Source organism: Gangjinia marincola, assembly GCF_039523415.1.
Lineage (GTDB): Bacteria > Bacteroidota > Bacteroidia > Flavobacteriales > Flavobacteriaceae > Gangjinia > Gangjinia marincola.
The window spans coordinates 59625-74526 of sequence record NZ_BAAAFG010000013.1; the positions used below are offsets into that span (position 1 = coordinate 59625).

Here is a 14902-nt window from a genome sequence, read left to right on the forward strand (position 1 = left end):
ACCGGTATATTTATTTCTTTTTTGGCGCGATAAACATTATCATACGTTTACCTTCCAACTTTGGCATTTGTTCTACTTTACCATACTCTTCAAGATCCTGTGCTAAACGCAGCAATAAAATCTCACCTTGATCTTTAAACACGATCGATCTTCCTTTGAAGAATACGTATGCTTTTAATTTGGCACCATCTTGTAAGAATTTGATTCCATGATTTTTTTTGAATTCATAATCATGATCATCTGTGTTTGGGCCAAATCGAATTTCTTTGATGATAACCTTAGTGGCTTTAGATTTCATGACCTTTTCACGTTTCTTTTGTTCGTACAGAAACTTTTTATAGTCAATAATCTTTGCTACAGGGGGATCTGCCTTAGGTGAAATTTCCACTAAGTCAAGTTCTTGTTCCTTAGCGATTTCCAATGCTTTTCTAGTAGGGTAAATTCCTACTTCTACATTCTCTCCAACTAGGCGTACTTTGTCAACACGTATCTTTTCGTTGATTTTGTGTTGATCTTCTTTGATAATTCTTTGAGGTCCTCTAAACCTTCTTCTTCGTATTGCTATGGCGTATATTTTTTAAATGGTTTTTCGCTTACGCGGAAAACGTTAATGATTAAATTGTTTAACAGTGGATTGAACTTCGTCGTGAATGAGCTTAGCAAAAGCTTCACCACTCATTTCTCCTAAATCCTCTCCTCCATGTTTACGTACACTAACTGTACCGTTTTGCTCTTCTGTCTCACCTACAATCAACATATACGGGATTTTATTTATTTCTGCTTCCCGTATTTTCTTACCCATGGTCTCACTTCGATGATCCGCAAGGGCGCGAATTTCGTGATTTTCAAGCACATTTGAAACTTTTTTAGCGTAATTCTCATATTTCTCGCTAAGAGAGAGTACAATCGCTTGATCAGGCATGAGCCATAGCGGAAGATTCCCACCCGTATGTTCCAATAAAATGGCCACAAAACGTTCCATACTTCCAAAAGGTGCACGGTGAATCATGACAGGGCGGTGTGACTCATTGTCAGCTCCCGTGTAGCTTAGTTCAAATCGTTCAGGTAGGTTATAATCTACTTGTATGGTTCCTAATTGCCAGCTTCGGCCCAAGGCATCTTTTACCATAAAGTCCAGCTTAGGACCATAGAATGCCGCCTCACCTTCTTCAATCACATAGTTTAATCCTTTGTCTTTTGCTGCGGAAATGATGGCATTTTCGGCTTTTTCCCAATTCTCGACATCACCAATGTATTTTTCAGGTTTTTTTGGATCCCGAATGGATACTTGTGTGGTAAAGTCTTCAAAACCTAAGTTTCCGAAGACATACATCACCAGGTCAATCACGTTTTTAAATTCGGCATCCAGCTGATCCGGCGTACAGAAAATATGCGCGTCATCCTGAGTAAATCCACGAACACGTGATAAACCATGTAATTCTCCACTTTGTTCGTATCTATAAACGGTGCCAAATTCTGCAAAACGCTTAGGCAAGTCACGGTAGGACCAGGGCTTGCTATTGTACATTTCGCAGTGATGCGGGCAGTTCATTGGCTTGAGCATAAACTCTTCGCCTTCGTTTGGAGTTTTAATGGCTTGAAAACTATCCTCGCCATATTTAGCATAGTGACCAGAGGTTACATATAATTCTTTGGAGCCAATATGCGGTGAAATCACCATTTCATAGCCGGCTTTTTGTTGCGCCTTCTTTAAGAAATCTTCTAGTCTACTTCTTAATGCGGCACCCTTTGGTAACCAAAGTGGGAGACCCTGGCCAACCTTAGATGAAAAAGTAAATAGTTCTAATTCTTTGCCTAACTTTCTGTGATCTCGCTTTTTGGCTTCTTCCAACAGTTCCAGGTATTCTTTAAGGTCTTTTTGCTTGGGGAAGGAGATCCCGTAAATACGCGTAAGCTGCGGATTATTCTCATCACCACGCCAATAGGCACCCGCAACATTCATCAACTTGACGGCCTTTATGATTCCGGTGTTTGGGATATGTCCACCGCGACAGAGGTCTGTAAAGGTATCATGATCACAAAAGGTAATGGTTCCATCTTCCAGATTTTCAATCAGCTCTACCTTAAATGGATTATTCTCTTTTTTATACAGTTCTAATGCTTCTTTTTTAGTCGCTGATCGCATGCTAAAGTCGTGTTTACCCCGCGCGATCTCAAGCATTTTATCTTCAATCTTTTTAAAGTCATTTTCTGAAATCGCATGCTCACCAAAATCTACATCGTAGTAAAATCCATTGTCAATAGCTGGTCCAATGGTGAGCTTACTCCCGGGATATAATTCTTGTATAGCTTGTGCCATCACGTGCGATGAGCTATGCCAAAAGGCCTTTTTACCCTCATCGTCTCTAAAGGTGTAGAGCACTAATGATCCATCTGTGGTAAGCGGAGTGACGGTTTCAACGGTTTCACCATTAAATCTTGCACTAATGACGTTGCGCGCCAGACCTTCGCTAATGCTCTTAGCGACCTCCATAGGTGTTACTCCGGCCTCAAATTGCTTTACGCTACCATCCGGTAGGGTGATGTGGATCATATCTCAAAAAATTAGGGGGCAAAGATAACCCGAATAATTTACCACAACAACTCCTATAAATGAGAAAGTTTAGTTGTCTGGATAGTACCAAAAAGGGATTTTTGCAATGGTTTTGTGTGTGCTATCAGAATTACGGTAAGTAATATTTAGAATGTGTTTCCCTTTATTAATAGTGGATATGTCCAAAAATGTTTCATAACCTAGTTGTTCATTATTTTTATTGGTTACAACGAAATCTCCATAGATGGTATCATTATCTATTGTAGTAGTAATTAAATTCTCGAATTCTTGAAGGTATCTCTTAAGTGAGGGAATAGAATCTGGGGATTCTATAGATTTTGCATTGAAAGTAATGTGAATACTAGAATTCATTCCTTTCTTTCCAGATCTTTTAAGAAATTTATTTTTTAAAAATAATTGATCTTCAATATCTCTGTTATAGTTTATAAATAGCTCTAAATACGGATTGGTTATTACTTTTGAATTTATAGCAGCCTTACTAACTAAATCTCTTTCGGTCTTTAATTGATCTAAATAATTTGCATTATTGGCATATTCATCTTGCGTAGACATATTACCCACTATATAATCTGATTCGTTGATGTACGTTGTACCTGCAACAACCACCAATATAAAAGCTAACAATACACCTATAAGAATTTTTCTTCCAGATTTAAAGTCTAAAAAATTATAGAGTAGGGGTCGATATATAAATGAAAGCGATATGTACGAGAATAATTTATATATGGGGAAGTAAATTTTAGAAATAAAATGTTTTTTTTTCAAAATCCCATTACCTAAAAAGTCAATTAAAATAAACAAGCCCAGAAGAAAATAGGTTACTATTATGGGCGCGATCACAAAATTCAACACATTTTTAGCAAGTACGTTTGTCGTGATAGCAATGAAAAGAGAAGGTATTATTAATAAAGTGAAAAAGGATATAAATATAAAGATTAATAGAAAGCTTAGTGCAAATAAGAGGCTGCAATAATCCTCTAGTATAGATATATACTTATCATACGAACCTATTCGCTTTTTTAAATAATTTGTGAACTTATCATTATAATTAAGCGACGTAAAATCAATATCCCCACTAACATACCTTAGACCTAATGCGCCAATCCATAAACCCCTTAAAACCAAATGAACCAATAGGCTGGTGGTTAAGATATACCATGATATTAATGCTACTGTATAAAAATTACTAATCAAAACTTGAAATACAGTAGAATCTGATTTATCAAACCATTTTTGGGTTAATACGGGTATTTGATCATGAATTTCAAACAATCCAAAAATCGCGAAACCAGAAATAATAAGTTCCAGCTGCCAGCTTTCTTGTTGGAGATTATCCAACCACTTTTTAAACTTTTCACTTTTGTAATTCTGTTCCATGAAGCACTAGTTTACACAATATTAGTGTAGTTTTTATTGAAATGATACAGTGAACGAAGAAATAAATTATGAATATATTGTTCATTAATTAATTCCATAGGCATGAGTTCATCCAAATCTTACATAGTAACTATCGATATGAATGCAGTCATCGCTGCGCTTATCGATATAAATAAAGTGAATCTCGATATCGAACAGTATAGAAATCAACTTTCCAAAAAAACCGAACAAAGGACAACCGATTTTGAAAACATGATTGCTAAAATCAATGAGAATTATCACGATGATTTGAAGGAAGATATAGACAAGGTGTTAGAACGTGAACAAAAAAAGCTCAAGATGGAGCTTACGGTACAAATGATTGAACATTTAACATTAGTAGAGGCTAAACGAGAAAATATTATGCAGCCTATTCACGATAAAATTGAAAAAGTTGTTCGCCAATTAATTGATGAAAGAGGGATTACCCAAGTCATTAATCATGGAGCTCATCTCTACTATACAAGTCCAGATCAGGATATAACTCAAGATGTTATTCAAAGACTAACTTTAGAAGATTAGTATGAACAGCTTTATGAAAGACTTCATATTAGAACCAAAAAATCCCATTTGCTCAATGCGAATGGGATTTTTGATTGTCAAGCAATGAATAACTTGTCTTATGTAGAGTAAGATCCTGAAACAAGTTCAGGATTACTTGATCATCTCAAAGCTTCTACTGATAAAATTTGTAAGCTCTTCACCTTTAAGCAGGTTTTGAGATAGGCGTGCTAAGTCTAAGGATTGCTTGATCAGACGCTCTTTCTTTTTGTCTGTTTTGGTATTGAGAATTGTACCAATCAGTTCGTGATTGGTATTAACGACCAAATTGTATATCTCTGGCATATTGCCCATACCAAACATTCCGCCGCCACCGGTTGCCTGCATCTCCTTCATACGCCGCATGAACTCTGGTTGGGTGATAATCAGCGGAGCTGCATCACTGTCCATGGCTTCTAATTGAATGGTGTACTTTTCTGTAGGCACCACTTTTTCAAACGATTCCTGCACAGCTTTCTTTTCGTCATCACTCAGCTTAGATATCTGCTCTTCGTCTTTCTTGATCAAATTATCAATATGATCAGAGTCTACTCGTACAAACTGAATGTTCTCCTTACTAGTCTCCAGCTTTTGAAGCAAATGAGACACAATAGGTGAATCTAACAGCAGTACCTCATAGCCTTTTTTCTTCGCTGCCTGGATGTAAGGATGTTGCTCATCTTTGTTTGAGGCGTATAAAATGACCATTTTGCCATCTTTATCGGTCTGGGCATCTTTGATCTTATCGGTCAATTCACCAAAGGTTTGGTAGGTATCATTTACGGTTGGATAAAGTGCAAAATGATCTGCCTTTTCAAAGAATTTATCTTCGGTCAGCATACCGTACTCAATCACCATTTTTATATCATCCCACTTTTGCTCAAAGTCCTCGCGGTTATTATTGAAGAGTGACTTTAATTTATCTGCTACTTTTTTCGTGATGTAATTAGAGATCTTTTTCACCGCACCATCAGCCTGTAAATAACTACGGGATACATTTAAAGGAATATCCGGTGAGTCGATGACTCCGCGTAACATGGTTAAGAATTCGGGTACGATTCCTTCTACATTATCAGTAACGAACACCTGATTTTGATAGAGCTGAATACGATCTTTTTGCATCGCCATATCATGCCCCAGTTTAGGGAAATATAAAATCCCCGTAAGATTGAATGGATAGTCTACGTTGAGGTGAATGTTGAAAAGCGGCTCCTCAAATTGCATAGGATACAATTCACGGTAAAAGCTTTTGTAATCTTCATCTTCTAAATCTGCCGGTTTTTTAGTCCACGCCGGGTTTGGATTGTTAATGATATTATCTACTTCCTGAGTAGGAGCAGGATCCTCTTCTTTGGCACCTTCAGGCTTAGGCAATGTTTCTGTTTTAGTACCAAACTTGATCGGCACCGGCATAAATTTGTTGTACTTGGTTAAAAGCTCACGAATCTTATGCTCTTCTAAAAACTCTTTTTCATCCTCATTGATATGAAGAATGATTTCTGTACCGCGGGTCTCTTTTTCACCTTCCGTTAAGGTGAACTCAGTCGTACCTTCACAAATCCAATGAGCGGCCGATTCGTCTTTATACGATTTAGTTTTGATCTCTACTTTATCGGCTACCATAAAGGCAGAGTAAAAACCAAGACCAAAGTGCCCTATGATTCCGCTATCTTTAGCAGAGTCTTTATACTTTTCTAAAAATTCTTCCGCACCAGAGAAGGCTACTTGGTTGATGTATTTTTCAACTTCATCTTGAGTCATCCCCAGTCCCTGATCGATGATGTGAAGTGTTTTGTTTTCCTTGTCGATCTTTACTTCAATCATTGGGTTGTCTAATTCAACTTTAGCTTCACCAATGTTTGCAAGATGCTTCAGCTTTAGCGTAGCATCGGTCGCGTTAGAAATTAGCTCACGTAGAAAAATCTCATGATCACTATACAAGAATTTCTTGATAAGTGGGAAGATGTTTTCTACAGATACATTAATAGTTCCTGTTGCCATATGTTATGTGTTGTAATTTTCCGCGTAAGCGAAAAAATGATTCTACTTATTTTTCTATAGCAAGTCAAAAAAAATACCACTCCGGGTAATCTGACAAACTGACACAGTAAAGTTTAACAAATGTTTTGTTTAAAGTTTTGAACCAAACATTAAACAGTTTTGTATTTTTGAAGTATGACAGCAAAGAAGACAACCACAAAAAAGAAGGCGCCTACCAAAGAACAATTTGTAAGCATGTATATGGATTATGTGCTTGAGCATGAAATGGAGCCCAAAACCATTTATAAGTTTTGTAAGGAGCATAAGGTAGAAGAGCAGGATTTTTATCAGTTCTTCGGAAGTTTTACCTCCCTGCGGAAGGAAATCTGGAATATGTTTTTTGAAAACAGCATTACCCTGATGCATAAGTCGCCTGAGGTAGAAACCTACTCCAGTCGTGAGAAGATGTTGACGTTATTTTACACCTTTTTTGAAAACCTTACGGCAAACCGAAGCTATGTTTTGTTCACCTTAGAACAACATAACAATCAGCTTAAAAACATGGATCAGCTTAAAGGATTGCGCAAACACATGCGTGCTTTTGCTAAAGAGCTGATTGAGGATGATAATGATGAAAAGCAATTTAGAGTATTACAGCGCAGTGAAACGATTTATGCCGAAGCTGCCTGGGTACAACTTCTATTTTTGATCAATTTTTGGCGTAATGACAATTCTGCTAATTTTGAAAAGACTGACATGGCGATTGAAAAATCGGTCAATACCATATTTGACGTGTTTGACAATACACCTTTGGAGCGTGTCATTGATTTTGGAAAATTTTTATATAAAGAAGCCCGTCATTAATGAAAAGTATTGACAAAATACCAACCAGTAAACTGGGCAGAACAACAGAAATGGTGAAAACCGGCGTAAAAATCGGTGGCAACTATTTAAAGTATTATGGCAAAAAAGCCATTAATCCGTCCTTAGATAAGGAGCAATTAAATGAAGATAATGCAGCCGATATTTACGACGGACTCAAAAACTTAAAAGGAAGTGCGCTTAAGGTGGCTCAAATGCTTTCCATGGAAAAGAGCTTGTTGCCACAAGCCTATGTAGAGAAATTTAGCTTGGCGCAATTTAGTGTGCCGCCTTTATCTGCGCCCTTGGTGCGAAAAACATTTAAACAATACCACGGGAAATATCCCGAAGAGATTTTTGATACGTTTGCGACTCAATCTATTAATGCGGCCAGTATCGGTCAGGTACATCAAGCCACATTAGATGGGAAAAAACTTGCTGTGAAAATTCAATATCCCGGAGTCGCAAATAGTATCTCTAGTGATTTGGCGATGGTAAAGCCTATCGCATACCGCATGTTCAATCTAAAGGGTAAGGATGCAGATAAATATTTTGATGAGGTAGAAGATAAGTTGTTAGAAGAGACAGATTATCGCTTAGAGGTAGAACAAAGCATTGCAATTAGCGAAGCCTGTAGTAAAATACCTACTCTAAAATTTCCAAATTATTACAAAGAACTAAGTAGTGAACGCATCATTACCATGGATTGGATGCAGGGTTTGCATCTAAGTGAATTTGCTAAAACAGATTTTGATCAGGAAACCGGAAATAAACTGGGTCAAACCTTGTGGGATTTTTACATGTATCAAATGCACGGTCTAAAAATGGTGCATGCAGATCCACATCCCGGTAATTTCTTGATCAATGAAGCGCATGAACTTATCGCCATCGACTTTGGATGTATTAAACAAGTACCAGACGAATTTTACATTCCTTATTTTGAATTGAGCACTCCAGAGAATATTAGTGATATAGAAATTTTTCAGCTCAAATTAAGAGAGTTAGAAATTTTACGCGATGACGATACAGATGATGAGGTGGCTTATTTCACGGCGTTGTTTAGAGAAATGCTTAGTTTATTTACACAGCCCTTTCATGAACAGGAGTTTGACTTTTCAGACCCGGAGTTTTGGGGGCAAATTACCGCGCTGAGTGAAAAGTATAGCAGCGATGATCAATTGAGAAAAATGAATGGAAATAGAGGTAGCCGTCATTTTATTTATATCAACAGAACCTTTTTTGGGTTGTACAATTTATTGCATGATTTAAAGGCGACTGTAGACATCAATCACTATAAAAAGTATTTAGAGAATTAAGTTAGATTGGTTAGGTTGAAAGAAAAGCGTGTTGTGGTTGGCATGCTTTTCGAAAATTCCCTCCCTGGTTTCAGGGAGGGTTTTTTATGGTAATGCTCTAGCGCGTTCCTTCTTTTTCTAAAGTAGAAGTGTCTTTGTTTTTCACATATTGCTCCAGCCATTGATCTTGCTCCCACAATACGTGCAGTACAGATTCTTTCGCACGATACCCATGACTCTCTTTAGGCAACATGACCAAGCGGGCAGTTGCACCAAGTCCTTTTAATGCATTAAAATAACGTTCACTTTGAAGGGGATAGGTCCCGGAATTATTATCGGCTTCACCATGAATAAGCAGCAAAGGCGTTTTCATTTTATCGGCGTGCATAAAGGGTGACATGGTATAATATACCTCTGGAGCTTCCCAATAACTGCGCTCTTCACTTTGAAAGCCAAATGGGGTTAAGGTTCTATTATATGCACCACTACGAGCGATACCCGCAGCAAATAAATTAGAATGCGACAGTAGATTTGCCGTCATAAAAGCACCATAGCTATGACCACCGACTGCAACCCGCTCCCGGTCAACATAGCCCAGTTTATCTACTGCATCAATGGCCGCTTTGGCATTAGCGACTAACTGACTTCTAAAGCTATCGTTTGGTTGCTCATCTCCCTCACCTACGATTGGAAATGCAGCATTGTCTAACACCGCATATCCTTTAGTAACCCAATATATAGGCGATCCATAATAGGGATAGGTAAATGAATTGGGATTAGAGGTATTTTGACCCGCACTGTTCTTATCCTTGTATTCACGCGGGTACGCCCACATAATCATAGGTAGTTTGTCTGTTTTGTTGTACCCTTCAGGCAAGTATAAGGTGCCATTTAAGGTTAAACCATCCTCACGTTGATAGGTAATTACTTCTTTTGAAACATTTTCTAAGGCTTTAAATGGATTATCAAAAAAGCTTATTTGTATAGGTTTACTCTTCCGCTTAAAATTTCTGATATAATAATTAGGATAGTCTACCGCAGATTCTACACGAGTAAGAATGCTTCCCTTTTTCATATCAAGCCCTTTAATTAATGACTCCTTTTTGGCTTTATAGGGTGAGGTGTAAATTCGTGTAGTCTTGAGAGAAGTTAAATTCATCTTATCTACAAACGGGAATTGACCCTCTTTCGTAAAACCTTCGCCCATTAAATAGACTGCGTTGTTATGCAAGGAGAGAACTTGTTCTCCAAAATTATTCTTTGTGGTGACAAACCTTCCCGGGTCACTATAGCGATCCTGGTAATTACGGTCTGTAATAATCTTAGCTTCCTTTGATGAATCCGAAGGATTAAACAAATAGGTTTTGGTGTTTCGGGTATTCCACCAGTAATCTCTGGCAATCGCATGAGTATCGTCACCCCAGGTGATGCCAGAAAAACGATGTTTGGTTTTTAAAAAGGATAAGCCATCACCGTTAAAAGGAGCTTCAAGCATAAACACTTCATCCCTGTAAGCCACTTCATTGGCGGGATCTCCACCATCTAAAGCTTCCACGTAAATTAAGGTAGCTGGGCGATCGTTACGCCAGCTCATGTCTCGTCTACCTTCGCGTTCTGCCATAAAACCTTTAGGTAAATCTTCAATCAAAGGTACATTTAGGACTTCGCTGACCATATTACCGTCTTTGTCATAGATTGTTGTGGTACTGGGGAATCTGCGGTATGGAACCAAATAAGAAAATGGTGTGTGAATGGTGGTGACCATCACGTAATTACCATCAGGCGAAAAATCAATTCCGCGATACATGGCAGCTTCTTTCCATAAGCTTGTTTTCCCGTCTAGAGATACTTTCATCAACTCAGCCAAAGCCAACTGCTTAAAATTATGTTCGTCATTAGGATTTTTGAGCAAATCCTGATACGTCCTGTTTTGAGCCTTTTTACCATCGCTTGTCGTAATGGTTGGGCCTGTTGGTACTGATGTTTTAGTGTCAATCAAGGGCTTTACATCTTTTGATACCGTTTTAATCAATACGGCTGTATTATCCTTAAACCAATCGATAGGGTTACCCATATTGGCATTAAGAAATGGAGTCTCTATTCTTGTAACGCTTGCATTTTTAACGTCTAGTATCCAAAGCTCCACGCCCTGATCGGTTGTATTGGTTAGTGCTACTTTTTCTTCATTGGGCGACCAACTAAAATTAGCCAACCTTGGGTTTACGGGTAATCCACTTACCGTTTTAGCCTCTTTATCCTTTACGTTCTTAATTTTAACATTGGTGTAGTAGGTGTTGCGACTGCCGATATTGGTTTTAGGATTTACACGCAATCCGCCAAGACGCAATTCTTCTTCGCTCAATTCTGCAATAGATTTATAAGCATCTCTATAGAGAAAAATCATCATTTCTCCTTTGCTGTCAACAAGCGTAGTGGGAGCCAAAGGGACATCAACCAGTGCCAGGATTTCTTTAGAGGGTTTTTGATAGGTCAGATTTTCTTGTGCGCTAATGGATAATGTTACCAAGAGGAATAAAAGCAGTACAGAATTTTTTTTCATGGTATGTTAGGATAATGGTGTAATCCCTAAAGTTAATCGATCTATGTGAGAACTTAAAAATTACTCCCTTTATTTACTATGCGTGCATACAAAAGGAAACCCTAAAGTTTTCTAGATCCCTATTGATTACCGTATATTGACCCGTTGTTTTGCTGAAAATTCAGTAGAAATAAAAAAAATTACGAAATCTATAATTACGCATATGTATACCTCTAAAATTGCCGGAATGGGAAGTTATGTTCCCGAAAATGTTGTCACCAACGATGATCTATCTAAGCGAATGGATACCAATGATGCCTGGATCCAGGAACGTACCGGGATCAAGGAGCGCCGACATATAAAAGATGGTGATGGGAATACCACCGCGACTATGGGGGTAAAAGCGGCGAGAATTGCAATTGAGCGTGCAGGTATTACTAAAGATGATATTGATTTCATCGTTTTTGCGACTTTGAGTCCAGATTACTATTTCCCCGGGTGTGGCGTGCAAGTGCAAGAAATGTTAGATATCGCTACGTGTCCTGCATTAGATGTACGCAACCAGTGCAGTGGATTCATCTATGCACTCTCTGTTGCAGATCAGTTTATCAAAACGGGCATGTATAAAAATGTCTTGGTGATTGGTAGTGAAAACCACAGTGGGGGATTAGACTTCACCACGCGCGGTAGAAGTGTATCTGTCATTTTTGGAGATGGGGCAGGAGCTGCTGTTGTCACCAGAGCCAACGATAATGAAGGCGGAATTCTATCTACTCACCTGCACAGTGAGGGTAAATACGCTTTAGAGCTTTCGCTTAAAGGGCCAAGTACAAACTATTGGGTACCTCAAATTATTGAAGACAATCCACAAGAAGATATCCCGTATTACCCCTACATGAATGGACAATTTGTGTTTAAAAACGCGGTAGTCCGCTTTGCAGAAGTGATTCAGGAAGGATTAAAAGCGAACAATTTACAGGTGAGTGATATTGATATGTTGATTCCGCATCAGGCTAATCTGCGTATTTCTCAGTTCATTCAGAAGAAATTTGGATTAAGTAACGACCAGGTGTATAACAATATTCAACACTACGGGAACACTACCGCTGCATCCATTCCCATTGCTCTAACAGAAGCCTGGGAGAACGGTAAAATTAAGGAAGGTGACACCGTGGTACTGGCGGCTTTTGGTAGCGGCTTTACCTGGGCGAGTGCGATTATGAAGTGGTAGTTCTCACAGGCGTTGTGGGTGCTTGTCCTTGTATTTTTTAGCTTCTTTGAAAAAAATACAAGGACTTTGCGTTTATTTCTTTTATTAATAAGGTGACACCGTGGTACTAGCAGCTTTTGGTAGTGGATTTAAATAGGCAAGTGCAATTATGAAGTGGTAAAAAAAATCCCCTTCAAAAGATGAAGGGGATCAATATTCAAAGAAAGTTTTCGTGGGTTGAAGGCTAATTCAAAATCGTAGATGCTTTCTTATACGTTAATAGACGCATTACTGTCTAATTTGTTGCACATAAAAAGCCGATTTAACAATTTAGTAACCTTGAGGTTTAAATGAAAAACAAAACCGTCCACCAATAAATTGGGGACGGTTTATTTCATAATAACCAACTCATAACACTAACCATCAACTATGAAAAGATTGGTCATTACTAGAGAGGTTCTCAAGCTCTCTATTTATATAGACGCATTATTCTTACATTTGTTACAATAAGATGTCATTTTAACGTCATTTTATAATTTAAACTATTTATGAGAACGTTAGTCATCGGTGCATCATTAAATCCTACCAGGTATTCACACATTGCAATCAAACGCTTAGTTAAACATGGGCAGAATGTTGATGCGTTAGGTTTAAAAGAAGGAGTTGTTGCCGGGATACCCATTAAAACAGATACGAAGGCCTTTACTGAATTTAATCATATTGATACCGTTACTCTGTATTTGAATCCCAAACGCCAACAGGACTATTATGACTTTATCATTTCGCTAAAACCTCGCAGAGTAATTTTTAACCCTGGAACCGAAAATCCAATTTTTTACGACATGTTGGGTAAAAATGGGATCGCTGTAGAAGCGGCATGTACTCTAGTCCTTCTTTCTATGGACCAATATTAATCCTAGAAAGGTTAATGCCCCGTTAAGTACCAGAACAAAAAATCCAAATTCAAATCCAAACCAGGCTGCGCTGTTCACAGTAATTATACCCGATAGTATAGGAGAAAGAATAGCAATCAATGGGACCCATTTATCTCTTACTTGCCAGGATGTAAATAATCCAAAGCTATATAATCCTAATAAAGGTCCGTAGGTGTAGCCAGCGTACGTAAATAGTTTTGCAATCACACTCTCATCTGCAATGACGTATTTAAAGATGATAATGGTAAGAATTAAAACGATGGAAAATAGGATATGAATCTGTTTTCGAATACGCACCTGCCGCTCAGGCGCATAGCGTTTTTCAATCTCTAAAATATCGATGCTAAATGAGGTGGTGAGTGAGGTAAGCGCACTATCTGCACTGGAGTACGCAGCTGCGATCAATCCCAAAATAAAAAATAGCGCAATACCAATCCCTAGATCACTTTGAGTAGCAATCGTGGGGAAGAGTTGATCGCGCACAGCATCAATTCCGTTTTGCTCTGCATACACCGTAAGCAAAACGCCAAGCGAGAGAAAAACCAGATTAACCACCGTGAGTACTATGGTAAACCAAAACATGTTCTTTTGTGCGTCTTTCAGGGTTTTGCAGGTCAGGTTTTTTTGCATCATATCCTGATCCAATCCGGTCATCACGATTGCGATAAAGGCACCGCTAAAGAACTGTTTCCAGAAGTAGTCGGCAGACTTATAGTCTTCAAAGAAAAAAGTTTTGGATAAGTCACTATCAGCTACAAAATGAATGATTGCCATTCCATTTAAACCTAAATCTTCTGAAACATACACGATGGAAACCCCTACCGCAATGAGCATGAACAGGGTTTGTAGGGTATCTGTCCAAACTATGGTTTTAATTCCGCTTTTAAAGGTATAAAGCCAAATCAATAAAATCGTAATGGTTACTGTGACCCAAAACGGAATGTTCATCGCATCAAACACCAGACTCTGTAATACAATAGCGACTAAATAGAGCCGAAAACTAGCCCCAACCACACGCGAAAGAAGAAAAAAAGAAGCCCCTGTCTTATACGTGTAATCTCCAAAGCGTTGCTGCAAATAGGTGTAGATAGAGGTAAGATTAAGCCGATAGTATAAGGGAAGCAAGATCAATCCAATCACCGCGTACCCTAAGATATAGCCCAGCACCACCTGAAAGTAACTAAACTGCGATGCCTCAATCCAACCGGGAACCGATATAAAGGTCACTCCGCTTAACGAAGCCCCAATCATCCCAAACGCAACCACATACCAGGGTGACTGGCGTTTTGCAGTAAAAAAATCGGCATTACTTCCTCCCTTATTGGTAAGAAAAGAGATTAGAATCAGTATACTAAAGTATCCAAGAATGAGAAGGATAATCTGTAGTGATGTCATTTTTTAGCTGTTAGTTGTTAGCTTTAAGTCGCAAGGAATACCTTACTTTTTACTGTTAAAGGAAAATTATATGTTCGTAATTTTCTACCATCTACCATCTACCATCTACCATCTACCATCTACCATCTACCATCTACCATCTACCATCTACCATCT

General features: G+C 38.3%; 11 protein-coding genes. 5 read left to right on the forward strand and 6 right to left on the reverse strand.

Annotated elements, in window-relative coordinates; translation table 11 throughout:
- Positions 1-10 precede the first annotated feature (10 nt).
- From infC to ABD000_RS06050, 3 genes are all read right to left on the reverse strand, one after another.
- A complete protein-coding gene (infC, locus tag ABD000_RS06040) occupies positions 11-523 on the reverse strand; it encodes a translation initiation factor IF-3 (RefSeq protein WP_343765091.1) in 513 nt (170 codons plus the stop codon).
- Between the two features lie 84 nt (positions 524-607).
- Complete coding sequence (thrS, locus tag ABD000_RS06045) at positions 608-2554, reverse strand: threonine--tRNA ligase (RefSeq protein ID WP_343764861.1); 1947 nt, start codon at positions 2552-2554, stop codon at positions 608-610.
- A 69-nt stretch (positions 2555-2623) separates the two neighbouring features.
- Positions 2624-3952 carry a hypothetical protein gene (locus ABD000_RS06050; protein ID WP_343764862.1) on the reverse strand — a complete coding sequence of 443 codons (1329 nt, stop codon included), beginning with the start codon at positions 3950-3952 and terminating at the stop codon, positions 2624-2626.
- Positions 3953-4054: 102 nt separating this feature from the next.
- Here ABD000_RS06050 and ABD000_RS06055 point away from each other — a divergent pair, with 102 nt between their 5' ends.
- Positions 4055-4513 (forward strand): OmpH family outer membrane protein, encoded by a 459-nt coding sequence (locus tag ABD000_RS06055; protein WP_343764863.1) that lies wholly within the window; start codon positions 4055-4057, stop codon positions 4511-4513.
- A 132-nt stretch (positions 4514-4645) separates the two neighbouring features.
- On the opposite strand, the gene htpG is transcribed toward ABD000_RS06055, so the two are convergent.
- The gene (htpG, locus tag ABD000_RS06060; RefSeq protein WP_343764865.1) at positions 4646-6532 is read right to left on the reverse strand and encodes a molecular chaperone HtpG; all 1887 of its coding nucleotides are present in this window, start codon (positions 6530-6532) and stop codon (positions 4646-4648) included.
- Between the two features lie 174 nt (positions 6533-6706).
- Between htpG and ABD000_RS06065 the strand changes: the two genes are divergently transcribed.
- Entirely contained in the window at positions 6707-7375 is a 669-nt protein-coding gene (locus ABD000_RS06065) for a TetR family transcriptional regulator C-terminal domain-containing protein (protein ID WP_343764866.1), read from the forward strand.
- Positions 7375-8688, forward strand: a complete 1314-nt coding sequence (locus ABD000_RS06070) for an ABC1 kinase family protein (protein WP_343764867.1) — start codon at positions 7375-7377, stop codon at positions 8686-8688. The genes ABD000_RS06065 and ABD000_RS06070 overlap by 1 nt, the downstream gene beginning before the upstream one ends.
- 97 nt (positions 8689-8785) lie before the next feature.
- Here ABD000_RS06070 and ABD000_RS06075 read toward each other — a convergent pair whose 3' ends face one another.
- Positions 8786-11227: an alpha/beta hydrolase family protein gene (locus ABD000_RS06075; RefSeq protein ID WP_343764869.1), complete on the reverse strand. Its 2442-nt coding sequence runs from the start codon at positions 11225-11227 to the stop codon at positions 8786-8788.
- A gap of 202 nt (positions 11228-11429) precedes the next feature.
- Here ABD000_RS06075 and ABD000_RS06080 point away from each other — a divergent pair, with 202 nt between their 5' ends.
- Both ABD000_RS06080 and ABD000_RS06085 read left to right on the forward strand, forming a co-directional pair.
- The gene (locus ABD000_RS06080; protein WP_343764870.1) at positions 11430-12437 is read left to right on the forward strand and encodes a 3-oxoacyl-ACP synthase III family protein; all 1008 of its coding nucleotides are present in this window, start codon (positions 11430-11432) and stop codon (positions 12435-12437) included.
- Between the two features lie 527 nt (positions 12438-12964).
- Positions 12965-13330 carry a CoA-binding protein gene (locus ABD000_RS06085; RefSeq protein ID WP_343764872.1) on the forward strand — a complete coding sequence of 122 codons (366 nt, stop codon included), beginning with the start codon at positions 12965-12967 and terminating at the stop codon, positions 13328-13330.
- Here ABD000_RS06085 and ABD000_RS06090 read toward each other — a convergent pair.
- Complete coding sequence (locus tag ABD000_RS06090) at positions 13301-14746, reverse strand: sodium:solute symporter (protein ID WP_343764873.1); 1446 nt, start codon at positions 14744-14746, stop codon at positions 13301-13303. The genes ABD000_RS06085 and ABD000_RS06090 overlap by 30 nt on opposite strands.
- Between the last annotated feature and the right edge of the window lie 156 nt (positions 14747-14902).

Coding starts and splice junctions, on each gene's coding strand:
- thrS (WP_343764861.1), bottom strand. CDS start 2,554: ATGATCCACATCACCCTACCGGATGGTAGCGTAAAGCAATTTGAGGCC.
- ABD000_RS06050 (WP_343764862.1), bottom strand. CDS start 3,952: ATGGAACAGAATTACAAAAGTGAAAAGTTTAAAAAGTGGTTGGATAAT.
- ABD000_RS06055 (WP_343764863.1), top strand. CDS start 4,055: ATGAGTTCATCCAAATCTTACATAGTAACTATCGATATGAATGCAGTC.
- htpG (WP_343764865.1), bottom strand. CDS start 6,532: ATGGCAACAGGAACTATTAATGTATCTGTAGAAAACATCTTCCCACTT.
- ABD000_RS06065 (WP_343764866.1), top strand. CDS start 6,707: ATGACAGCAAAGAAGACAACCACAAAAAAGAAGGCGCCTACCAAAGAA.
- ABD000_RS06070 (WP_343764867.1), top strand. CDS start 7,375: ATGAAAAGTATTGACAAAATACCAACCAGTAAACTGGGCAGAACAACA.
- ABD000_RS06075 (WP_343764869.1), bottom strand. CDS start 11,227: ATGAAAAAAAATTCTGTACTGCTTTTATTCCTCTTGGTAACATTATCC.
- ABD000_RS06080 (WP_343764870.1), top strand. CDS start 11,430: ATGTATACCTCTAAAATTGCCGGAATGGGAAGTTATGTTCCCGAAAAT.
- ABD000_RS06085 (WP_343764872.1), top strand. CDS start 12,965: ATGAGAACGTTAGTCATCGGTGCATCATTAAATCCTACCAGGTATTCA.
- ABD000_RS06090 (WP_343764873.1), bottom strand. CDS start 14,746: ATGACATCACTACAGATTATCCTTCTCATTCTTGGATACTTTAGTATA.